The sequence below is a fragment of the Treponema sp. B152 genome (genome assembly GCF_024181665.1).
GTDB lineage: Bacteria > Spirochaetota > Spirochaetia > Treponematales > Treponemataceae > Treponema_B > Treponema_B denticola.
In genome coordinates, this window is record NZ_CP058668.1 from 2,169,516 (window position 1) to 2,189,303 (window position 19,788).

General features: G+C 35.0%; 27 protein-coding genes and 1 pseudogene. 19 read left to right on the top strand and 9 right to left on the bottom strand.

Annotation, left to right across the window (positions count from 1 at the left end; all coding sequences use genetic code 11):
* Nucleotides 1-103: 103 nt before the first annotated feature.
* The 8 genes and pseudogenes from HYB91_RS10185 to HYB91_RS10225 form a co-directional block, all read right to left on the bottom strand.
* Nucleotides 104-838, bottom strand: a complete 735-nt coding sequence (locus HYB91_RS10185) for a hypothetical protein (protein WP_002676902.1) — start codon at nucleotides 836-838, stop codon at nucleotides 104-106.
* Nucleotides 839-842: 4 nt separating this feature from the next.
* A pseudogene (locus tag HYB91_RS10190) lies at nucleotides 843-1,282 on the bottom strand (Imm12 family immunity protein).
* 61 nt (nucleotides 1,283-1,343) lie between these two features.
* Nucleotides 1,344-1,844 (bottom strand): hypothetical protein, encoded by a 501-nt coding sequence (locus HYB91_RS10200; RefSeq protein ID WP_002676900.1) that lies wholly within the window; start codon nucleotides 1,842-1,844, stop codon nucleotides 1,344-1,346.
* Between the two features lies 1 nt (nucleotide 1,845).
* On the bottom strand, nucleotides 1,846-2,439 hold the full coding sequence (locus HYB91_RS10205) for a HEAT repeat domain-containing protein (protein WP_002676898.1): 594 nt from the start codon (nucleotides 2,437-2,439) through the stop codon (nucleotides 1,846-1,848).
* 124 nt (nucleotides 2,440-2,563) lie between these two features.
* Nucleotides 2,564-3,358 carry a hypothetical protein gene (locus HYB91_RS10210; RefSeq protein WP_002676894.1) on the bottom strand — a complete coding sequence of 265 codons (795 nt, stop codon included), beginning with the start codon at nucleotides 3,356-3,358 and terminating at the stop codon, nucleotides 2,564-2,566.
* A 36-nt stretch (nucleotides 3,359-3,394) separates the two neighbouring features.
* Nucleotides 3,395-4,165, bottom strand: coding sequence for a hypothetical protein (locus tag HYB91_RS10215; protein WP_002676892.1), 771 nt, complete (start codon nucleotides 4,163-4,165; stop codon nucleotides 3,395-3,397).
* Nucleotides 4,166-4,251: 86 nt separating this feature from the next.
* Entirely contained in the window at nucleotides 4,252-4,785 is a 534-nt protein-coding gene (locus HYB91_RS10220) for a DUF2271 domain-containing protein (RefSeq protein ID WP_002676890.1), read from the bottom strand.
* A gap of 75 nt (nucleotides 4,786-4,860) precedes the next feature.
* Nucleotides 4,861-5,316 (bottom strand): DUF2004 domain-containing protein, encoded by a 456-nt coding sequence (locus HYB91_RS10225; RefSeq protein ID WP_002676888.1) that lies wholly within the window; start codon nucleotides 5,314-5,316, stop codon nucleotides 4,861-4,863.
* 115 nt (nucleotides 5,317-5,431) lie between these two features.
* On the opposite strand from HYB91_RS10225, the gene HYB91_RS10230 reads away from it, so the two are divergent.
* Nucleotides 5,432-6,145, top strand: a complete 714-nt coding sequence (locus HYB91_RS10230; protein ID WP_002676887.1) for a DUF4241 domain-containing protein — start codon at nucleotides 5,432-5,434, stop codon at nucleotides 6,143-6,145.
* 23 nt (nucleotides 6,146-6,168) lie between these two features.
* Here the strand turns inward: HYB91_RS10230 and HYB91_RS10235 are convergent, their stop codons facing one another.
* Complete coding sequence (locus HYB91_RS10235) at nucleotides 6,169-6,834, bottom strand: DUF4272 domain-containing protein (protein ID WP_002676886.1); 666 nt, start codon at nucleotides 6,832-6,834, stop codon at nucleotides 6,169-6,171.
* A gap of 297 nt (nucleotides 6,835-7,131) precedes the next feature.
* On the opposite strand from HYB91_RS10235, the gene HYB91_RS10240 reads away from it, so the two are divergent.
* The 18 genes from HYB91_RS10240 (at nucleotide 7,132) to HYB91_RS10325 (ending at nucleotide 19,622) form a co-directional block, all read left to right on the top strand.
* The gene (locus HYB91_RS10240) at nucleotides 7,132-8,628 is read left to right on the top strand and encodes a carboxylesterase family protein (protein ID WP_002676885.1); all 1,497 of its coding nucleotides are present in this window, start codon (nucleotides 7,132-7,134) and stop codon (nucleotides 8,626-8,628) included.
* 94 nt (nucleotides 8,629-8,722) lie between these two features.
* Nucleotides 8,723-9,310 carry an SMI1/KNR4 family protein gene (locus HYB91_RS10245; RefSeq protein ID WP_002676884.1) on the top strand — a complete coding sequence of 196 codons (588 nt, stop codon included), beginning with the start codon at nucleotides 8,723-8,725 and terminating at the stop codon, nucleotides 9,308-9,310.
* Nucleotides 9,311-9,394: 84 nt separating this feature from the next.
* The gene (locus HYB91_RS10250; protein ID WP_002676879.1) at nucleotides 9,395-9,946 is read left to right on the top strand and encodes a hypothetical protein; all 552 of its coding nucleotides are present in this window, start codon (nucleotides 9,395-9,397) and stop codon (nucleotides 9,944-9,946) included.
* Between the two features lie 162 nt (nucleotides 9,947-10,108).
* Entirely contained in the window at nucleotides 10,109-10,681 is a 573-nt protein-coding gene (locus HYB91_RS10255) for a hypothetical protein (protein ID WP_245522440.1), read from the top strand.
* A 320-nt stretch (nucleotides 10,682-11,001) separates the two neighbouring features.
* Nucleotides 11,002-11,316, top strand: coding sequence for a hypothetical protein (locus tag HYB91_RS10260; RefSeq protein WP_002665898.1), 315 nt, complete (start codon nucleotides 11,002-11,004; stop codon nucleotides 11,314-11,316).
* A gap of 24 nt (nucleotides 11,317-11,340) precedes the next feature.
* A complete protein-coding gene (locus HYB91_RS10265) occupies nucleotides 11,341-12,354 on the top strand; it encodes a hypothetical protein (RefSeq protein ID WP_002676875.1) in 1,014 nt (337 codons plus the stop codon).
* Between the two features lie 26 nt (nucleotides 12,355-12,380).
* Complete coding sequence (locus HYB91_RS10270) at nucleotides 12,381-12,704, top strand: hypothetical protein (protein WP_002676874.1); 324 nt, start codon at nucleotides 12,381-12,383, stop codon at nucleotides 12,702-12,704.
* Between the two features lie 98 nt (nucleotides 12,705-12,802).
* The gene (locus HYB91_RS10275; protein ID WP_002676872.1) at nucleotides 12,803-13,597 is read left to right on the top strand and encodes a DUF4261 domain-containing protein; all 795 of its coding nucleotides are present in this window, start codon (nucleotides 12,803-12,805) and stop codon (nucleotides 13,595-13,597) included.
* Nucleotides 13,598-13,674: 77 nt separating this feature from the next.
* Nucleotides 13,675-13,833, top strand: coding sequence for a hypothetical protein (locus HYB91_RS10280; protein ID WP_010956759.1), 159 nt, complete (start codon nucleotides 13,675-13,677; stop codon nucleotides 13,831-13,833).
* 202 nt (nucleotides 13,834-14,035) lie between these two features.
* Entirely contained in the window at nucleotides 14,036-14,704 is a 669-nt protein-coding gene (locus HYB91_RS10285; RefSeq protein ID WP_002676867.1) for a hypothetical protein, read from the top strand.
* Between the two features lie 39 nt (nucleotides 14,705-14,743).
* Entirely contained in the window at nucleotides 14,744-15,313 is a 570-nt protein-coding gene (locus tag HYB91_RS10290; RefSeq protein ID WP_002676866.1) for a hypothetical protein, read from the top strand.
* Nucleotides 15,314-15,357: 44 nt separating this feature from the next.
* Nucleotides 15,358-16,074, top strand: coding sequence for a leucine-rich repeat domain-containing protein (locus HYB91_RS10295; protein ID WP_002676864.1), 717 nt, complete (start codon nucleotides 15,358-15,360; stop codon nucleotides 16,072-16,074).
* A 65-nt stretch (nucleotides 16,075-16,139) separates the two neighbouring features.
* Nucleotides 16,140-16,334, top strand: a complete 195-nt coding sequence (locus tag HYB91_RS10300; protein WP_002676863.1) for a hypothetical protein — start codon at nucleotides 16,140-16,142, stop codon at nucleotides 16,332-16,334.
* Nucleotides 16,335-16,399: 65 nt separating this feature from the next.
* Nucleotides 16,400-16,672 (top strand): type II toxin-antitoxin system RelB/DinJ family antitoxin, encoded by a 273-nt coding sequence (locus tag HYB91_RS10305; RefSeq protein WP_002665927.1) that lies wholly within the window; start codon nucleotides 16,400-16,402, stop codon nucleotides 16,670-16,672.
* A complete protein-coding gene (locus tag HYB91_RS10310) occupies nucleotides 16,669-16,950 on the top strand; it encodes a type II toxin-antitoxin system YafQ family toxin (RefSeq protein ID WP_002676862.1) in 282 nt (93 codons plus the stop codon). The genes HYB91_RS10305 and HYB91_RS10310 overlap by 4 nt, the downstream gene beginning before the upstream one ends.
* Before the next feature lie 61 nt (nucleotides 16,951-17,011).
* Nucleotides 17,012-17,647, top strand: coding sequence for a hypothetical protein (locus HYB91_RS10315; protein ID WP_002676860.1), 636 nt, complete (start codon nucleotides 17,012-17,014; stop codon nucleotides 17,645-17,647).
* Nucleotides 17,648-17,684: 37 nt separating this feature from the next.
* Complete coding sequence (locus tag HYB91_RS10320) at nucleotides 17,685-18,536, top strand: DUF2262 domain-containing protein (RefSeq protein WP_002676859.1); 852 nt, start codon at nucleotides 17,685-17,687, stop codon at nucleotides 18,534-18,536.
* Nucleotides 18,537-18,557: 21 nt separating this feature from the next.
* Nucleotides 18,558-19,622, top strand: coding sequence for an ankyrin repeat domain-containing protein (locus HYB91_RS10325; protein WP_002676858.1), 1,065 nt, complete (start codon nucleotides 18,558-18,560; stop codon nucleotides 19,620-19,622).
* Nucleotides 19,623-19,788: the final 166 nt, after the last annotated feature.

Consider the following 19,788-nt stretch of genomic DNA (forward strand, 5'->3'; position numbering starts at 1 on the left):
CATATATAATAATACGATGTTTGCCTGAAAGGCAAACTCGAAGATAAACAGTGAGGCTGAATTTCTGCCGAACTGTTTATCGCACCTCCTTATATTTATTCTATCATTTTTCAACCGCTTTTGTAAGTGCTGTAATTATATTGTCCAGTGTTTCAGATACGGAATTAAAGCCGGCTTTTTTTGCAGCCTTAGGAGTTTTTTCCAATGAAAATGATACGGCTTCTTTTAAAGCTTCTGCATCTTTTAGTGAAATAAGATTTTCCTTCGCCACAGCATTCCCAAAAGAGTCTGTAATAATTTTATCATCATTCAAAAGTGAATAACAATTGCGAATCATTATGCCGATATGAGAAAGTGTTATATAATCCCGTTTTTTCTGCATAAGCTCTATGATTACAGGCCAAACTTCGGAAGTTTTCTTTAAATACCAAAGCAGGCTTGCTGCAGCTTGCCGTACAGAGGCATCCTGATGCACTAAAAACAATTTTCCGAGCTCACAAGCCTTTATTTTGAATTCTGTGTTTTCTTTTTTTGAGATAAAGTTTTGAGAATCTTTTACCAAATAAGCTAAATCAATATAACGCTCACAATATGTTTTAATCAAAAATAAATATTCCCATAACAGTTTCGGATCTTTTTCTGATTTTACTATTTTAAAAAGCTTTGTGTAATTCTTAGTTTCAGAAAACCAATCCCTTATCGGATAAGTATTTTTTGTACCCGTTTCCAAACAAGAGGCTTGTCTTAAAAACTTTATCCCTTTTGTTTTCATGCTAATATCGCTGCTTTGCGCTTGCAGCAATGCTTCATCTAATGCTTCTTTTGAATACTTTGCCATATTCTTAACTAATTCCTCTTAAACTTTTAAGAACAATTTCTTTAAACAGCTCGCCATCAAAATTATATCCGGCTGCTTTAAGTTTTTCTTCAATAATTCCGCCTAACTGTATCAACGAGTTTTCCATGAATAGAATAAACTTTCTATCCACTGGAAGAACAGGTTCTAACGACCAATAGTTTTTATCGATACAAAACTCTGTCGTATATTCTGTCTTTGCACGGAAATATCGGGTTGCAGTAATACCCGTTTTATCGCAATAAGAAGAAACATCTCCGCTGATATATACGTTGATTTTTATTCTATCTAGCCCTTCAAAAAATATTTTTTTAAAATGCTCTTTCAAGGAGTTTCTCATTTTTATTATCAATGAATGAACAATTTTCCACCATCAACCTCAACCGTAATTTCACCGCCGATTACCGTACTCAAAATAACTTCCATATTGCTGTCTCCTCATATTTATTCTATCATCTTTTAGCAATTTTGTAAGTGTACTATTCTTTTATATTGTTACCTTCATTGCAAGATTATCAAAAACGCTGTCAAAAAAATAAAGAGAAAAAATAACAATAATGGGAATGATGATAAGTTCAATGTAGTATAGTTTAGCCGAAACTGTATTTTGTTGAAAAATTTTTATTTTTCTTGTGAGCTGACTAATAGCTAAAAAAATGCTTGTTATTATAAACGATACTAAAAATCTATAGCCCTCGATAACAATATCAAAAGAAAATTTGAGAGTTCCGGTAAAAACTCCTGTCTTTGGGAAATAGTACCCGATGATATACACCGCAATATTCAGTATGATGTAGTTCAAAAAAGTTTTAAGATATTTATTTTCAATTTTCGAAAACAAATCTGGAAGCCCGCCCCAAAGAGGAGCCGAATCATTATATCTTCTTTGTTTTATCAGTGTGAAAAATCTTGTGATTAACACTATATCGGCTGTAAAAATTAAAAGAGTAAAAATTACCATTACTGTTGTAGTTACAATTTTATTCATGTTAATTTCTAAAGATATGCGGAAAATTTACTGTGAACACTTCCTGTTCTTTGGGAGAAAGATTCTCGAAATCTTTATTTATCCTTGCGAATATCTTTTTTGCAAGTTCATTTTCCGATGCAAATCTCGCAAGATACTCAACTATTAAAGAACCCGCTTCCGGTTTGTTTTTCGAACTTTTGATTGTCTTAACCCCATACTCAGCTGCATAAGGAACAGCTTTACCGTCTGGTTTGTGATTGAAGGCAACAACGGCATACCATTTTGCTTTGAAATCCTTATTTAACAAGAGGCTCGCCAAATATTCATTTTCAGAACCATCGGCTAAGTAAGCAATCGTTAAAACGCTTGCACCCTGCACATCTAAATTTTTATAAGTGCTAACTTCTTTTAAATATTGAATTGCTTTCTGCGTTCCTAGCATACGCAGAGCTAAAACAGCCCAATAGATTTCGTATTTATTACGCTTCATTTTAAGGCACTTAATCATTGTCTCTTCGGTGAAAGGTATTTTTTCATTATGAAAATATTCCGAAATTGCCCCCGTGTCATCTGTGTCATCTAATGTCCAATTTGGAAAAAGCGTTGTCTTCATTTATTTTTTCCCCCTTCAGTCATTATTTTATGCAGCTCTTTTATGTCTCTCATATTTTTAAAACTGTCAACTAAGGCTATATTGCCTATTAATTTTATAATATTTTATCATTTTTTTAATTATATCACAGTTTCCGTTCTTTGATAAGTCTATCCAAATATAATTTATCTACGCTGATCCATTCAATGCTTTCTTTCCCATTCTTATAATTGCGATATTCGAATATCATTTCATCTCTTGTTTGAAATAATGCATTCACAGCCCAATTTTTTTCTAAATCATCTATTTTACAATCAATAATAAGCTCATCAATTAATTCAAGTGCGGATAAATCAAATACATAGCACTTCCCTTCAGTGGTACAAAATATTCCGAACCTATCATTGATTTTCTGTACATTGGATAATGAATCTTCTTTAAATAAAGAATATGTCTTTTCAGCAATCGGTGTAAAATCCGAGGAAGAAATTTTAAAAAAAAACGAACTGTAAAAATCAGCAAGCAAAGCATATTTATCGAAGCTAAACATATAAGATAAATTTTTAGGAAACTTATATATTATTTTCAGCTCATTATTGTTTAATTCTATGCAATAATCTTGGGAGCCGTCCTGTCCTGCTGTAAAAGATACTATTATACGATTTTCTTCATTTAAACTTGTAAAAGCTATATCTGAATCGCTCAATTCATCTTCCATTTTTATAGAAGCAATTTTGTTTGCAGCTTTATCAAATGCTATTATGTTTACACAATTTTCGTCCAGTCGTTTTGACGCCCAAATAATCTTATTTGCATGAGGAGATTGATAGATAATGTCAGCTTCCCAGTTTATCATTTTTTCAATCTCGGCACTTAGTTTTCTGTTGATGTCCTCTAAAAAACAAGGATTGCTTTTAGTATAATATTTAACATAAATCACAGTTTATTCTTTCCTTAAAAATAATGTTTTAATTTTTTATCGGGGTTGTTGATTTGAAAAACATGAAAAAGTATTAGGCAATGCATTTTCATAGACAAAACGACTCAAATCATTTTCAATAAATAAGTTAAATGATTTATTTATAATATGTATTTGATTTTTCCCTATATCATGAAAATATACAGAAGTTTCATATGGTCTGATATATAACTCATCCCCATCACTATTCAACCACAATTCCCCAATTTTAATATATTCCTCCCGTAATTCTAACATATCAAAATCAATAAGAATACCTTCCATTTTTAATTGCGAAATACAATAAAAAAATGTAATAACATCACTATGTAATAATTTATAAAAGAATGATGAGGTTAATTTCTCTTCGGTTAAATTATTTTCCACAACATCATCTTTCAGTAAGTGTTTTTTTATTACGGCAAACAAGTTAGGGTAACTTTGCTTCAATTTGGTAAATTTCAAGTCAAAATCAATAATATCAACTTTGTCATAGTTCAAGGAGATAGCATCTATTTGCTTTCTCCATCCTTCCATATAATTGACTTGTGAATTTTCGTTATAAAATTGATTTATAGATTTTAAGTATTCACGAGCCGCATTTTGCGATATTAGTGCGGCACCCATTAAACCTTGTGACATCTTAGGTTTTATCTTTAAATACCACCGTGGCGACAAAAATTGTTTTGCAGATTTTTCATTTTGTTTCCACCAATCAATCCATTCTTCGGGTAGGAATACTCCTTCAGATAAATGTTTTAGTCCGTTTATTATATTATTCGTTTCCATAATGACTTCTACCGTCAGATTTTCACTTATAAAATCTCCAAGGTATCAATACAATTTTGGATATTTCAAAAGAGGTTTGTCTTGATTTATTTTATTTCTACATTTTTTATCAAGGTTTGTTTATTATAATCTTTTCCCGAGATTTTTTCTGTAATTTCGCCTATTGTAATATTGTCATCTACTTTTATTTCGCATGTAAATAAGACGGTATTTTCCCATTTTATATTTGCTTCAATAAATATTTTATAGATGCCTTTTTCTACCGGTTCCCCGTTTTCATTTTTGATATCCCATTGCAATTGAATCTTTCCGGATTTAGGAGTCGCACTGCTTATTCCATCTATGTCGGCATCTTTTACGGCTTTTCTCCATGAAGGCAAACTTTCAGGTCTTTTTTTCCAACCTTTTCCTGCTGTAAAATCGGTAACAAATAAATTTTTTACGAGCATTCCGTTTTCGTTTTCGACCCATACGGCAAATTGATTACTCGCAAGCCTTAATTTTTTGCTAAAATCAAAACTTATGCTTATGGTATTTTTCTGGATATTCAGTTCCCCTGCAGATATATTTACAGAAAAGGCTGTAAATATAATTAAAATAGTCAATATTATTTTTCTCATGTTACACCTACCTTATTCCATTTTGTTTATTATACATCAATAAGCGGAATTTTGCAAGCCTAGTAATTAAACATATTAACTTTCCCAATCAATGGATATGATTTTTGCATCTTCACCGAATTTTACGCAGAGTATTTCATCGCTTTCATCAGGCGCAATCATAAAATCCATTGTGATGTGCGGCTTTTCACTGTCAATCCATAAGCCTACATTCGTTATCTCCATTTTACTTACAAACTCGGTAATATCACTCGGTAAATCTTCCAGTCCGCATTCTTCAATATGAAAGTCGATATAGTAACTGTCATCGTTTAAATATGCTATAAGTGCTTTTCTTGCTTCTTTTATTTTATCGTCTATATTCGCAAGAAACTGTGCATAAAGGTCGAGTATGCCGGTAGACAGTTCTACATTTTTGTCGAGCCAAAGCCATGTGTCTATCCCCTGAATCTCTTTTTCCCAAATTACTTCCACATCGTCTGTTGCCGCAAGATTCAACTGACCGAAATATTGATGTTCCATTTTTTTCATAGTTTCACCTCCAATAAAAACTTCTTATAGGTATATCAAAAGATTAGACTTTTGTCTATGGACACAGGTACTGATAAATATTATACTATTCAATGACTACATGGAGGTTTATACGATGCTGCCGGAAAAAGAATGGATTGAAAAATATGAAAAAGTGAAGGAGCTGCTTGTATCTCCTGTGCATTACGGTAACTTATTTTCTCAAGATGAAGTACAGGGGAAAAAGTTATTTATATTGCCGATGGGAACCGTGCATTTTCCTACGGGAAATATTTTGGTGCGTGATCCGCTTGTCTACCTTAACAAAAGCGAGGAGCCGTATCTGCAAAAAGTACCTACAGGAATTTTTCCATTAGAAACTTTAGTTGCCGAAATAGAAGAAGACCATTACCGATATGTTGCAACACGGGTAAGGTTCTCCGATGAAAAGGCTGCCGTGTATCGTGAAGCCTTGATTGGTAATGAAGATTTGGATGACGTCAATGAAGAAAGTTTTTTCGGGTTTAATGTCGATGCAGGACTTGCAACGGTTGTCGATGTAAAAGCACGGGATGCCTATTGCGATTTTGAAAGCCGTTGGGTAAATGAAAACCCCGGCAAAAATATATACGACGATTATTTTGCAAAAGAATTCGAAAAGAGTTATGCTGCAAATCCACGCTTTCAACGCGATGGCGGGGACTGGATTAACTACCCCTTAGAAGGAACGGACTTGACCGTTCCCATGATACAAAGCGGTTTCGGTGACGGACAATATCCGGTATATTTCGGCTACGATAAAAACGATGCCATCTGTGAGCTTGTCATCGAATATATTTTCGTCGGATAAAAATAGCGATGCAGTAAAAAGGATTATGTATCCATCGAAATATCGAACCAATCGCTTTCTTCGGAAATAAGCCATTCAAGTCCGCGCCTTCGTTCCATTAAAACATCGGGATTTAAGTCTTTGATTTCCGTTTCGGGGCAGAGCCGCTTTTCTTCCGTTGCCCAGTGGTAACGGTAGTGAAGATCGAGCATATCCAGTATTTCTTCTATTCCGCGGAACCTGCACTGTGCTTTAAACGCAGTTTTCCCATCGGCATCGCCGACCAGTTTTATCGCTCGTTCCACATCACAGATGTCATTCGGATACGAAATATCTTCGACCAAGCCCAAAGCCCACAGAAGCGACCAATAAGCTTCATAAGTCCAGCATACATCGATGACATCCTGTTCGCTGTATGTTCCGTCAAAAAGCCGTTTTTCTTTTTCCAAAAGGCAACCCGATACTTCATATTTTTCAAGCAAACTTAAAAAAAGCTCCTTCGATTCTTCATACCCTTGCTCATTATGAATATCTTCAGCCAACTGAATCGACAAAAGACAAGCGATGGCTCTGTCACAGATTTCCTCAGAGCTTTTAAGCTTCGCCTCTTTTGATGATTCCCGCAAGGGCAGTTCTTCCATACAGGCAATTCCCATCCCCTTTATTTTTGCATTCGATTTTTCACGCCGATCTTCAGGTTTTATGTACATAATAATTCTCCTATAAAAACTTTTTGCAGCAAATATCAATTTGCGAAAAAAGTTTTTTCAAGTGTGTGCCGAAAAGCACACACATATAATAATGCGATGTTTTGTGCAAAGCACAAAACTCGCCAGATAAACAGTGAGGCTGAATTTCTGCCGAACTGTTTATCATATCTCCTTTATTTACCGGTACTATTATATCAAAAAATAAGATTGTTGATAACCCGTAGAAAAAACACCATTGAAAATGGTATAATATCAGCAAACATTTAGAGAGATTTCATAGAATAAAGGAGATGCAAAATGAAGATATTACAGACAGAGATTGGCAAAGCATATGCGAATGTAGTCGGAAAAACGAAAGAAGGTACGCCTGTATATTCTATATTGAGTGTGCCTTATGCACGAGCAGAAAGATTTGAATATGCTAAAATTCTTGATAAACAAGACTATTCACCGGATATGATAATTAATCGTAAAGAAACAGTATGTTTTCCACAAAGGAAATATCCTCTGTTTTTTAATATTTTTATGAAGCACCATATGTTACGACCGGAATTTCAACCGTTAAAAGATACTCAAACGGAAAATGCATTTGTAGTAAATATATGGGCACCCGAGAATTTTACGGAAAGAAAACCGGTAGTTGTATTTTTACATGGCGGAGGCGAAGGGTCGGGAACAGTTCCAATATACACAATGGAACATATTGCCGAACAAGGTGTTGTAGCAGTTACAATTACTTATCGAATAGGAAATTTCGGATATATGCCTGTTTTCGATAAGGGAGAAATAAAAGCTTCTCTTGCTTATCTTGATCAGCAAACAGCTTTAAATTGGATTTATAATACTATAAGTTCTTTCGGCGGGGATAATACAAATATTACGCTTATGGGGCATTGCGGCGGTGCGGTTGCAGCGCTGTATCATTATTTAAATCCTGTAAGTAATAAACTGTTTCATAAATTAATCCTATGTGCAGGGAATGTCCCGATATTGTCGGAATTTGATTTTGCAAAAAACGAATATGCAAAAATGCTGTCAAAAAATCATCTTAAAGGACTTGAAGAACTAAAAAAACTGTCAACCAAAAAATTGATGAAACTAAAAGGAGGACAGAATGATATTGTTGACGGTATATTCTTTGCAGAGCACCCAATGAAATTATTAGAGCGTGGAGAATTCCCTTGTATGCCAGTTTTGATAGGATCTAACAAAGATGAATTTTCTATGATTGAATTACCTATGTTTTATAAGGCTCTCGGAATTACAAAGAAAAAGAAAAATTTAAAAGATGTTCTTTTAAAAAAATACGGTGAGTTTGCAGAAACGCTCGAATCCGAATTTAAATCGGAAGCAAATGGAATTGTAGATTTACAGATTCAAATAATGGAATTGCTGATCTTTCATTCAAGCGCATTGTTTCTTATGGAAACGTTAAGCAAAAAATGCCCTGTATACGGCTATAGAATGAACTATATCCCTCATTTGTATAACGGACTGCGAGGTTCGTATCATGGGGCGGAGCTGGCATTTTTCTTTGGAACCATAGATAAAATGAATATACCCATTACCGATGAAAATAGAAAAGCAGTTATTTCAATTCAGAAGGACTGGATAGAATTCATAAGGACGGGAAAAATGAAAGACCGGACTCTTTTTAATGAAACAGGAAAAATTACGGAATATGATAAAGATATTAGAACTATACCGTTTCCGCATGCACATCTTATTCATCACATTCAAAATAGCGGCATTGCCGATAAGCTACGAAAAGAATATATCCGCAACCGTAGATAATCAATATACTCCGGTGCAGAGCATAAACGAGGAACATCAGTGGTTAAATCCTCCGAGCAAATAAAATTGGGAACAAAAAAGTTAGGAGAAAGTTATGCAGCTAATCGATAAAATTAAAGAAATTGAAAAGTATATATGTGAGCATTTTGAAGAATGGGATTTGGATGATCCTGTCGAAGAAGGATATCTGGACGACTATCAGGAAATTTCCGGAGCTTCAGAGGAAGAGATATCGGCCTTTGAGAAGAAGTTCGGTATAACTTTGCCGGAAGACTTCAAAGAACTTTACCGATATAAAAATGGAAGTAAATATTTAAGCATTTTTCCCTGCGTTATAGATGAAATAGAAATGCCGTTTAATCTGATGAGCTTACAGACTGTAACAAAAACAAAAGAACATTTTCAAAATAGAGATGCGCTCTTATCGGAATTTACGGATTATTTTACAAACGAAGATATTGAAAATATGAAGGACAGCAGGATTAAACCCTATCTCTTTAATAAAAAATGGATTCCCTTTGCAGAGTACTGTGACAGCTGCTTTTTGATGTTGGATTTTGATCCGGATACAACGGGAAAAGAAGGTCAGATTATCTGCTATATCCATGATCCTGATAAAGTGGTTTATGCAGCACCGAGTATTACGGAATTGGTTGATGGGATAATTGCAGAAATTGATTAAACTTATTTTCAAAAATTAGGTTGTTCTCTCAGTGCATTATTTTCACAAAAGAGATACAACAAAGAAATACGGAAGAGAAACGATATGAAGTATATGGATTGGGATAATATGCATACAAGATTGGAGGCGCTATATATTTTGGATAATGCTTTGACGGACCCGTCGGAAGACGACTTGCGATTGGTAAGAAAGAAGAAACTCGACTCGAATCTCAAATATGTTATTGATAACGGAGCAGGAGATTCGTTATCTGTAATCTTTACGGAAACAGTGGTGTTGGTAAAAGGCTTTGCACATGAAAACAGTCTGAACCAATTTGCTGCCGACGAATGGAATCAAAGTATTATAGACAAGATGTACGAAGGGCTTGACGAGAAATTGATAAATCTTTTTTCAGTAGACGAAAGGGCGGAAACAACATTTTTCATTTGGTATGATGGGGCAGTTCATCAAAATCAAACAGATGAACATGATGGAGGTTACTGGCTATTGGGATATGCTTTCGATAAGTATGAAAGATTTCGAGAATTTGTTACAGAATATTACTCTATGAAATTCGATGATAATTTGTTGAGAAAACTATATACGGATTCCGTTTTATCAGATTTTGAATTATCGGAATTGATTGCAGGATGAATAGATGTATTTTACGAATCGTTCAGAGAGATGAGAGGAGAAGCTGAAAATGTATCTATGAACTATACGTGCAAAAACGAACCGACGCCGTAGGGCGATTATGGTGAGCTTTTAAAAGATGCATTGTAAATAGTCGGAGCAATTGGAGGTTGCGAAGGATATATGAGCGTAGCAATGAATTTTTGGATAGCCATACCGGTAGATGATTTCTTTCGGTATAGCAATGACATAATGAAAAAATACGGCGTATCCGCTTATGTGGAAGTAATTGACAATAAGTCCGGAAATCGGAACGTGTATACTTATCGGGAAGACAGGCCTAATGTATTTACCGAATATTTCTTTGAAGAAAGTTATCATTCTTTTTATTTTTCATGTTATCCGTTTGATGATGAAAAAAGTTCTATTCCGTTTGGCGCCTTTTATACACCTGAAATAGCTCCTTTTACAATCGAAGGCAACGGCGGATATGAAACGGAGAGTACACGAGAACAAATATATTTAAGACAAATTGATAAGCGGCCTGATAAAAACATCAAAAAATTTTATTCGGCTTTACAGCAGAAATTAAAAACTCTGCCGGGTATACAAAACGGCTGTGTAATGGGAAAATACGAATATAAAAACCGCTATTTTTTGCCGTCATCAAAGATAATTATTCCCAATAATCCGCATAATAAAAACATAAAAGGAACGTGGGAGGACTATTATCTTAATTATCAGTATAATAAATGAAACAGAAACGACGGATGATATTGTGAAATGGTTACAAGGAATTTTCAAATAAATCAGCATTGAATGACATATACTATTAGTGAAAGGGAGATAACAAATGCTAAAGATCGGAAAAAATTATACGTTTGAAGATGACTGGAACGGAAGACAGAGCTGTCTGATGTATTTTAAAGAAGATGGATCTGCATCATGGTCAGTGCGGATATGCTGAACCCTATGAACAGGAAAAATTTGAAATCGACAGTTGGATACCTGTTATTGAATCGGTTAAGGACTGGGAAAAATTCGGATTATAAGGAAGCAGTACAGAGAGCGAAAAAATGGATAATATTAATTTATTACACCTAAAACAAAGGCTTGATTCGATAGACTGGAGCGGTAATTTTGAACAAGCGGACAAAGAACATTATGAGACTCTGGACAGTCTGTGTGAATACATCGAGGTAGAACTTGGCAGAAATCCAAAATCCGAAACGATAGATAATGCTCTATTACTCCTTGCAGAAAACATAGGCTGTGCCGAAGATTTTACAAGATACGAAGAAAACTTTGTAAACAAGCTTGCAGACAAGGGGCTGCTGACCAAAGAACGGACTAAATTATTTTACAATAATACAAGCAGAAGACAAGGATAGAACTTTATTGTAGGAGAGAAAATTATGCAGGTAAAATTAGATAAAATTTCAGAGTGGACGACGACAGGATTCGAGCTAAGCAACGGCGCCTATCAATATGCTCCCATCAATGCAAAAAATCATTTTGCACGAGGAAAAGACGAATTCGTTATCTGGGGCAGCGGCGATGACGGCACGAGCTACGGTATCGTTTGGATAAAGGCGGGGCAATGGTCATTCATTCCGTCTCCCGCACAAAAGAAAAGCTGGAATAAGCCCGTTTTGTTAGATACAGGTTCCGACATTTTAATTATTAGCGGAGAAGACAAAAAAGCCTGGTGGGTGTCGTCTCCCGAGCAGAAGCCGTGCGAAGTAGTAAGTGAAAACCTGTGTGCCGCAGAGAATATCACGGAGATTTCCACACTTGGCGAAAAGGGGGTTTATCCGATTATTTGCCGTGTCGACGGAGAAGTCTTTGCCGCAAATAGTTTTACCTTCTTACACTATGACAATGAGACGCATACGCTTCACTGGGAGAAGCAGCTCACCCCTGTGTTTACAAATGAAAAAGTCCGAAGCAATTTTATGCAATCCTTGGGACGGGCAGAGGGTATCCATCACAAAATGGATTTTAGTTACTCCTATCCCCAGATAGGCAGCCTTATGATAAAAGATAATTCGATTTATGCCTTCGTGGAAGCGGATACGGTAAATCCTTGCCGCTTATCACAATTTAAGTATTATTGGTATTTCGAACTCACCCAAGACGGTATCTACAAGAGGAAAATATGGGGAAAGGAAAAATTGGAAAAGCTTGCACAAAAGCATGGCGTGAGAGGAAAATTCAGCGCCCAAAAAGAATATCTGATTCTATCCCCGATTTTCAAGACCGATGAATGGAAAGGAAACCAAAAACTGTTGAGATTGTCTGACCTGGAGCTTCTCGATATTACATTCCCAAGGGGATATTCCAAATTCAGGATTATGGATATTTGGGATAATCACGTATTTATCAGCGACGAGGTAGACCATATCGCCCTTTGCAGAATGGTGGAGTAGACGATTCACGAGAGGAGGTAATGACAATGAACGAGGAAATTTTAAATACGGTTTATAGTGCATCTCTGGAATTTGGAGAAAATTTCCACAAACCGATAATTGACATTGTTGCAGAACTTTATCCGTATATTCCCGATGACGAGAAAACCGCTATTGCCGATTATATCGGACAAACGAGAGACGCCATCGAGCAGTATTTTTATGACAAATACGATTACAAAAACGAAACAGCGAATAAAGAGTTACAACATCAAGGCAAGCAGTGGATCGAAAAGAAATATTGTTGGATGAATAGTGAAAACGTCAATCGTGCGGCAGCTCAAGGAATGTATTATGCTTGGCACGGCTGATGACTATGACTATAATACAGCAAAAATAAGAAACACAAGAATATAGTATTATACAAAATAATGGATATTATAACTCAAGAACGGAGGTTGATATTATTATGGGAATTCTAAATAACATATTTGGCAAGAAAAATGAAAAAACAGAAAACAAAGGACAACTTATCCTGTCTATGCCGATGTTCAAAGGCGATAGAGGGTATTCTCTGGATAAGGTCATACAGGATTTAAAATCATATTGGGGACTTAAGGTCGATGAGATAGAGGGAGACGATAATACCGCCACATTTAAAATCGACGAGGAACTTGCGGCTCTTGCATTGATACCTGCACCGATACCTGCTGAGGAATTCGAATCCATATACAACTATTCTTACCTTTGGAAAGATGCCGAAAAAGAGATACAAGAGCATACCCAACATGCAATCGTATCGCTTTTGGGTAGCAATACACCGGCAGTCGAGAGATACTCTCTACTGTCCAAAGTGAATGCTTCTATTCTGAGGACTTGTGAAACTGCAATAGGGATATATCAAGGCGCCTCGACGCTGCTGCTTCCAAAGAATCTTTATATAGATTTTGCAGACCTCTTGTTGGATGATATGCTGCCAATTCAGCTTTGGGTGTATATAGGTATTATCAACAGCGATGAGAAAAGCAGCGTTTATACTTATGGAATGAAAGAGTTCGGTAAATCTGAGATAGAAATAATAGATGCAAAAATGAAGGGCAGCGAACTATACGATTTTCTACTACCTGTCCTTGACTATGTTTTACGGCAGGATGTAACACTGCAACACGGAGAAACCATAGGATTTACCGAAGAACAGAAAATCAAAATCACAGAGTCGAAAGCGGTTTATTTGGACGGTAACTCGTTGAAATTAGAATTATAAATCGTATCAAAGAGGCATACTAAGGGAATGACAGCGAATTATCAGTATACAAACGATGTAACAGGCAAAAGAATGGATTGAAGTACTATGAAAAAAAATCAAATGGAGACGACAAGATTCTCAAACAGGATATGAGTCAAACTGCCGACCGTCCGGGCATGGTTTTTATGATTCATTTACTTATGGAAGAAAAATGCGGAATGCCCGAACGGCAGCGAAATTCTGGAAACTTGTAAATATCAAGCGATGACAGAGAAGATTCATTTTACATTTATGAACACGAACCGATGGTTTCATACAAATTAAAAATTCTTGAAATAAGGAATAGCAAGATTCATATCCAATGCAGCGGAATATTAATAGTGGACGGATATGCTGAACTCTATGAACAGGAAAAATTCGGATTATAGAAAAAAGATTTTATGGAGAAGAATTAAAATGGATAAACTACAATATATCAGAGAAAATGAACAGTTAAATATTCTGCTTATGAATGAATGTGATATTTATTTTTATAAGGAAACAGGAGATACTCAGTTTTTGGAAAATAATGAAGAATACTCTCTTGGATGTAAGTCATTTGCACAAGATGGCAGCGGAGGAGAATATGTTTTTCTTGAAGACGGAAGTATAGGCTTTATCGGAAGTGAAGGTGAAGTTGGGCGAGCGGCAGAAAGCTTAGATGAGTTATTGACATTTTTAATCCATACCGGCTGTATTTCTGATTTTAGTTGTAAACATATTTATAAAAATAAAGAGCTATTAAAAACTTATTGTAATGGATATATATCAAAAATAAGGGAGAGATATAAGGCTCAAAATAAGGATTGGGACAAGGTGCGAAGCGATATTGCAAACAGTCTGTCGCTTGTTTTTTCTCCTGATAAATTAGAGAATGTTACAATGAAATTTTATAAAGCAGCAACAAGAGAACCGATATTTTCCTGTAAGTATCTTGACGGTAAAGAAGAGTATATTTGTGATTCTATACTTTCGGATATTGTAGGAGTATGGACAATGGAGCTTGTGGGGATGAGCAGAGAAGAGATTGAAAATTACAATCAACAACCCCGATGCAAGCGTCGGGGTAAGGCAATAAACGATTAACAGACAAACTATTAGATATGTAAGAATTTTGGAGGAACTATGAACGAGATTGAGAAATATAGGATATTGAGTGCTGGAAAAGCTTTTGGTCACCGTGCCCAAATTGCTTTGGTGTTGCTTGATAGCAGCACAGCCTATGAAGAACTTAAAGAGGAAGCGGCACAAACTTCAGTTGCCGGAAGTTACGGTTGTACCGGAGGTTTTCCATCCGAAATACTTGAAAGAATAATAACAGAATTGATATGCCGCGATACACGTAATAGTTGGTATCTGCCAGACAATGTAAAATTTTGGGACAGGCGTTTCGGCAGTCTGTTTGAGACCAAGTTTTTTTGCTATGATGATGATGTAGAAACTTGGAGTAAGATACTTTACAAATTCTTTGTAAAACTCAAGTGGATGCCGAAAAGAGAAGATTATACTTCAACAAAAAGCTATAATAATGTTTGGGGATATTTTGCAGAACTTTTAGCGGTTGTAAAACAAAATAATCATCCCGAATTTGATAAGTATTATGAAATTGCAATCAAAAACGGAATGGATGCAGTGATTTTGGAAAGAAAATTAAAAGAGCTGTCTGAAATAAAACAGTCCTTTATCGGAGTTTAAATCAAGTAGTGAACTGACTGTTATGTGAATATGGGAGAATAATTATGAATTACTATAACTGGAATGCAAAATGGGCAGTAAATTCTATTACAGAGTTAAAAGATTATACAGGAGAAGAAATTTTAAAATTATATTGCTACGGATTATCTGAAGAAAAATATCCCTTAAAAAAAGACAGAGACAACATTTTAAAAAGCTGGATAGATTATTTTAATAATACAAAAACAAACATTAAGAAGCTTTTAGTAACAGGTATTGTAAATCAGAAGTTATTGGAAGCGATATGTAATCAAACATCACTTGAAGAACTCGTTATATTTCAGGGCAATTTCTCGGACATACAGTGTATTGCAAAATTAAAAAACTTAAAGGCTCTTTCAATATATGCTTCATCAAGAGTAAAAAGTTTGCAGCCCATAGGCGAAATACAAAATTTAGAAGTGCTTATATTATCTAACTTCACCGGCGTAACGGATTATTCGCCGTTGGGCAAATTAAAAAATCTTAAACAACTGGGAATTCATAGTTCTATGGAAAATATAATTAAAGTAGATTCTTTTGCTTTTTTAAAAAGTTTGAAGAATATTAAAAATCTTCATACAACAGGATTTAGGCTATTGAACGGAGATTATTCGCCCGTTTTAGAACTTGAAAAATTAGAATTTCTATCTGTTAATATGCCTGCTTATGACTACAAAATATGGAATGATAGGTTTGCAGAAAAGTTTAAAAATATTCCACAAAATGACCATGTTCGTTAGTTCATACTGTAATAAAATTTTATTTATAAGATATATTAAGGAGTGATAAATTGAGCACTTATGCAATGAAAGAAAAAACTTTGGTTACTCTTAAAGATGAAATATCTTTGGAATATCCGTTTTCTGATGACATGCCTATGGTTTACTTAGGCGAGATAGCTAATATGCCGGAACATGGAATTTTTATAGGTCAATCCGGAAGATGTTATTTTGGGTATCATATTTCAAATTTTAGAGAATTAAGCGAAGAAGAAGTATAAATATGTAATGACAATATATTGACATCGCACGAAATAATGAATATACTTAAGAATGGGGTGATATTATGGCAACAACAAATTTGAATATCAGAACAGATAAAGAAATGAAGGAGCGAGCAGAAGCTATTTTTTTTGAGTTAGGGCTTAATATGACAACGGCTATCAATATATTTTTAAGAACAACTATTAGAGAAAATGGAATCCCGTTTGCTTTGAAATTAGATATTCCCAATGCAATTACAGCGTCGGCAATAGAAGAAGGTAGAAAAATTGCTTATGATGATACCGTAAAAAAATATTCAAATATAGACGATTTGCGGAAAGCACTGGAAATATGAAATACGAAATAAAATTTACAAACCAATTTAAGAAAGATATTAAACTTGCAAAAAAACAGAATAAAAACTTAGATAAGTTATTGAAAGTTATTGATTTACTTTCAAATGGAGAAAAACTTGAAGCTAAGTATAGAGATCATGATTTATCAGGAAACTATAAGGGAGCAAGAGAATGTCACATAGAACCGGATTGGCTTTTAGTATATGAAATTAGAAATGATGTACTCGTACTTATGCTTTATAGACTTGGCTCACATTCAGAGCTTTTTAAAAAATAAGACAGAAAATATTTGGAGAAGTTTACAATGAATAATCAGATGGATTTTGATGAGTGTGTAAATGATGCTGAGAATGGATGAATATAAGGATGATTTAAGTTTTTTGAATAGTATGAAAGAGTATAAACTTAGAGGTTATAACCGGATTAAAAGATTTATTATTGACATGATTATATTTTTGCTAAGAGATGCAATACCGATATGTGGAGCGGTTATGGCAATGTCGGCAGTTATCGGAACTGTGAGTTGGTTAGTTGTAGATAATATGATATTATTGCTATTTTTGGCTGTAATTGCATTATTTATTTTAATGTCTGTTCAATATTTGATTTCTAAAATAATTAGTGTACAGGCTGAAAAATTATATGGAAGACAAGAGTTGTATTTGATTAATAATAGCTTGTATTTTACTAAAGATGTAAGAATCCGTTTTAACCGTAAAATCAGTTGTATTAAATTTCTTGAAATCTATCAGGTAAAGAAAACAAAGTTTTATTGGGAGCTTGATTGCAGTTGCAATAAAAATGAAAAATACTGTAATGCAAGAGAAGATATTGAGCTTGCTTTGGAAAAATTGAGGCAGGATAAAGAAAAATTAATGACAGTAAAAGAAATACTATTAATCAAAAGGCAATATGATAACCAAACCGAGAAAGTTATAGAAGATGTGTTTAATAACCACAAATCAAAATTATAAATATTTTAAAATTATTTGGGATTGATTGGAGGACTTAATGGAATTAATTGAATACATGCGGCTAAGAAATAAAATGACACAAAAAGAATGGGAAGACTCTTTTGAGAAAAAGGAAAAAGAGATTATTGTTCTAAGACACGAAGGCGGCGGCGGAAGTTTGAGAAACGGTTTTTGGGACTGGGCTGCTTATTTCTTAGCTTATGTGGACTGTGAAACAGGTGAACTGCATAAAGAAGAAGGGCGTATAGTATTTCCTGTCACAGATAAAGAAAATTTGCCATATCAATTTGAAGACGAAACCATTTACAAATTAAAGGTGCGTGCAAAGCTTCCTGAGGAAGTTCCAAACGGTGTACTACCGACAAAAAAACATTTTTTAGTTGTGGAAGTTCTTGAAAAAAATGCGGCTTGTAAGGAATTGGAAGAAATACTTGCAGAGTATAGAAAACCTATAATTTTACAAGATGATATATTAGGTGAACTGATTTATGATAAACAAATTAAAAGTTTTCAAGGAAGTATTATTTGGCAGGATAGAAAAATAAATATTATATTAGATGTAGATAAGGATAATAAATCAGGAATAACAAAGGCTAAAAAAGCTCTGAAAACAATGGTCTCAGAACAGGCAAAATGGGATGCAGACCTGCGTAGTTTTGCTGCAAAAAAGCTTACTAAACTCGCCTGCGAATGGGCAGAATCTGATGATGAAACTTCTGAAATTACAGAAGAAAGTTTTGTAAAAAGAATTAGCCTCAGTTCAATTTGTATGACATCAGGCGGTTCATTTTCTGCCTATTTTGATGATGACGACCTTTTCTTCGGGCATTGTATAACAGTATGCGGAAGCTTAAAGAAGGGGATTGTGTCAGCCGATATGGAAGGGTAAGAAAATATAAGGAGAAGAACAATGGCAAAAAAAAGAGTGACCCTACCTAAAAATTTTGATGAACTGATTACAGCAGGAGATGTTGAAGCTCTTAAAGCCGTCTATGATAAATGTGAGCTTACCGCTCATGACGGCAGATACAGCTTAAATACGGCGCTTCATTATGGCGGTGTTCCTGATGAACTTGTGATCTGGCTCGTTGAACAGGGCTTAGATGTAAATACACTCGATTATTATGGGCGTACGCCATTATATAAACATGCCACTCTGGGCAGAGATACTGTAAAACTGCTGTATGAATTAGGAGGAGATATACAAAAACCTGATACATATGGAAGTACACCTCTGCATACGGCAGCGGGGTTTTTCCGCCCTAAGATAGTGAGTTTTTTGATTGAAAAAGGTGCAGATGTTAATGCAAAAGATGATATGGGACGAACTCCGCTAGCCGAAGCCCTTGCTACTTGCAGGAATATTAATATTGCACAGGCGGCAGAAATTGCAGAAATGTTAATAAAGGCAGGTGCTAAGGTAACGACTGAAATGGCTGAAAGAGTCGAAATAATCGGTAAGGATTTTGAATTTCACAGAGAAAACTTTAATAAAGACTCTCTGGCTGAAACAGAAGAGGGGCTTAAAAAACTCTATACACTGTTTGATGTAAAGCCTGCTCCAAAACGCAAGACACATGACGGCGTTTCTCCCATTATTGTAAAGACGGGTTCTTGGAGGGAACAATACGATGAACTTTGGGAGATGCTGATTCCTTCAAGCGGAGCTGCAAAAACAGTACAGGGCGAAGTTATCCGTATAACAGGCAGGGTGCAGGATGAGCTATATAGAAACGGCGGAGTAAACTGGGATAAAGATTATAGAAATATGCTTAATTCTCTGCCAAATCATTTTGCTTCAGGCACACCGCTTTCTGAGGAAGAACTGAAAGAGACCAAAGAGCTTATTTCAAATATCCGTGCAAACGGTGAGGATGAAGAAGTTATAACAGAGCGTTTGCGTGAACTTTCGGTTCTCTGGGTATTGTTAAATCCTACTCCTATTCTTTTAGGAAAAACAAATTATAACAGATGATTGAGAATATAAACTTATAAAAATAGTTCTTTGAGGCGGCAAAATGAGAGGGAAACCTCATACAAGTATTTTTTGTTCTCTTATAAATAAGCAATAGGAAAAGATGGAATAAGCCGTATTATCTTATTGAAAAACAAGAGAAAGAAAACAACTTTGATGCGAACAT

What these genes read in the sequence shown, in the direction of transcription:
- HYB91_RS10300 (WP_002676863.1), top strand. Translation starts at nt 16,140, where the DNA reads ATGAAAGAAAAAACTTTGGTTACTCTTAAAGATGAAATATCTTTGGAA.
- HYB91_RS10275 (WP_002676872.1), top strand. Translation starts at nt 12,803, where the DNA reads ATGGGAATTCTAAATAACATATTTGGCAAGAAAAATGAAAAAACAGAA.
- HYB91_RS10305 (WP_002665927.1), top strand. Translation starts at nt 16,400, where the DNA reads ATGGCAACAACAAATTTGAATATCAGAACAGATAAAGAAATGAAGGAG.
- HYB91_RS10205 (WP_002676898.1), bottom strand. Translation starts at nt 2,439, where the DNA reads ATGAAGACAACGCTTTTTCCAAATTGGACATTAGATGACACAGATGAC.
- HYB91_RS10260 (WP_002665898.1), top strand. Translation starts at nt 11,002, where the DNA reads ATGGATAATATTAATTTATTACACCTAAAACAAAGGCTTGATTCGATA.
- HYB91_RS10290 (WP_002676866.1), top strand. Translation starts at nt 14,744, where the DNA reads ATGAACGAGATTGAGAAATATAGGATATTGAGTGCTGGAAAAGCTTTT.
- HYB91_RS10230 (WP_002676887.1), top strand. Translation starts at nt 5,432, where the DNA reads ATGCTGCCGGAAAAAGAATGGATTGAAAAATATGAAAAAGTGAAGGAG.
- HYB91_RS10270 (WP_002676874.1), top strand. Translation starts at nt 12,381, where the DNA reads ATGAACGAGGAAATTTTAAATACGGTTTATAGTGCATCTCTGGAATTT.
- HYB91_RS10295 (WP_002676864.1), top strand. Translation starts at nt 15,358, where the DNA reads ATGAATTACTATAACTGGAATGCAAAATGGGCAGTAAATTCTATTACA.
- HYB91_RS10315 (WP_002676860.1), top strand. Translation starts at nt 17,012, where the DNA reads ATGATGCTGAGAATGGATGAATATAAGGATGATTTAAGTTTTTTGAAT.
- HYB91_RS10225 (WP_002676888.1), bottom strand. Translation starts at nt 5,316, where the DNA reads ATGAAAAAAATGGAACATCAATATTTCGGTCAGTTGAATCTTGCGGCA.
- HYB91_RS10220 (WP_002676890.1), bottom strand. Translation starts at nt 4,785, where the DNA reads ATGAGAAAAATAATATTGACTATTTTAATTATATTTACAGCCTTTTCT.
- HYB91_RS10325 (WP_002676858.1), top strand. Translation starts at nt 18,558, where the DNA reads ATGGCAAAAAAAAGAGTGACCCTACCTAAAAATTTTGATGAACTGATT.
- HYB91_RS10255 (WP_245522440.1), top strand. Translation starts at nt 10,109, where the DNA reads ATGAGCGTAGCAATGAATTTTTGGATAGCCATACCGGTAGATGATTTC.
- HYB91_RS10200 (WP_002676900.1), bottom strand. Translation starts at nt 1,844, where the DNA reads ATGAATAAAATTGTAACTACAACAGTAATGGTAATTTTTACTCTTTTA.
- HYB91_RS10240 (WP_002676885.1), top strand. Translation starts at nt 7,132, where the DNA reads ATGAAGATATTACAGACAGAGATTGGCAAAGCATATGCGAATGTAGTC.
- HYB91_RS10265 (WP_002676875.1), top strand. Translation starts at nt 11,341, where the DNA reads ATGCAGGTAAAATTAGATAAAATTTCAGAGTGGACGACGACAGGATTC.
- HYB91_RS10245 (WP_002676884.1), top strand. Translation starts at nt 8,723, where the DNA reads ATGCAGCTAATCGATAAAATTAAAGAAATTGAAAAGTATATATGTGAG.
- HYB91_RS10285 (WP_002676867.1), top strand. Translation starts at nt 14,036, where the DNA reads ATGGATAAACTACAATATATCAGAGAAAATGAACAGTTAAATATTCTG.
- HYB91_RS10215 (WP_002676892.1), bottom strand. Translation starts at nt 4,165, where the DNA reads ATGGAAACGAATAATATAATAAACGGACTAAAACATTTATCTGAAGGA.
- HYB91_RS10320 (WP_002676859.1), top strand. Translation starts at nt 17,685, where the DNA reads ATGGAATTAATTGAATACATGCGGCTAAGAAATAAAATGACACAAAAA.
- HYB91_RS10310 (WP_002676862.1), top strand. Translation starts at nt 16,669, where the DNA reads ATGAAATACGAAATAAAATTTACAAACCAATTTAAGAAAGATATTAAA.
- HYB91_RS10235 (WP_002676886.1), bottom strand. Translation starts at nt 6,834, where the DNA reads ATGTACATAAAACCTGAAGATCGGCGTGAAAAATCGAATGCAAAAATA.
- HYB91_RS10250 (WP_002676879.1), top strand. Translation starts at nt 9,395, where the DNA reads ATGAAGTATATGGATTGGGATAATATGCATACAAGATTGGAGGCGCTA.
- HYB91_RS10185 (WP_002676902.1), bottom strand. Translation starts at nt 838, where the DNA reads ATGGCAAAGTATTCAAAAGAAGCATTAGATGAAGCATTGCTGCAAGCG.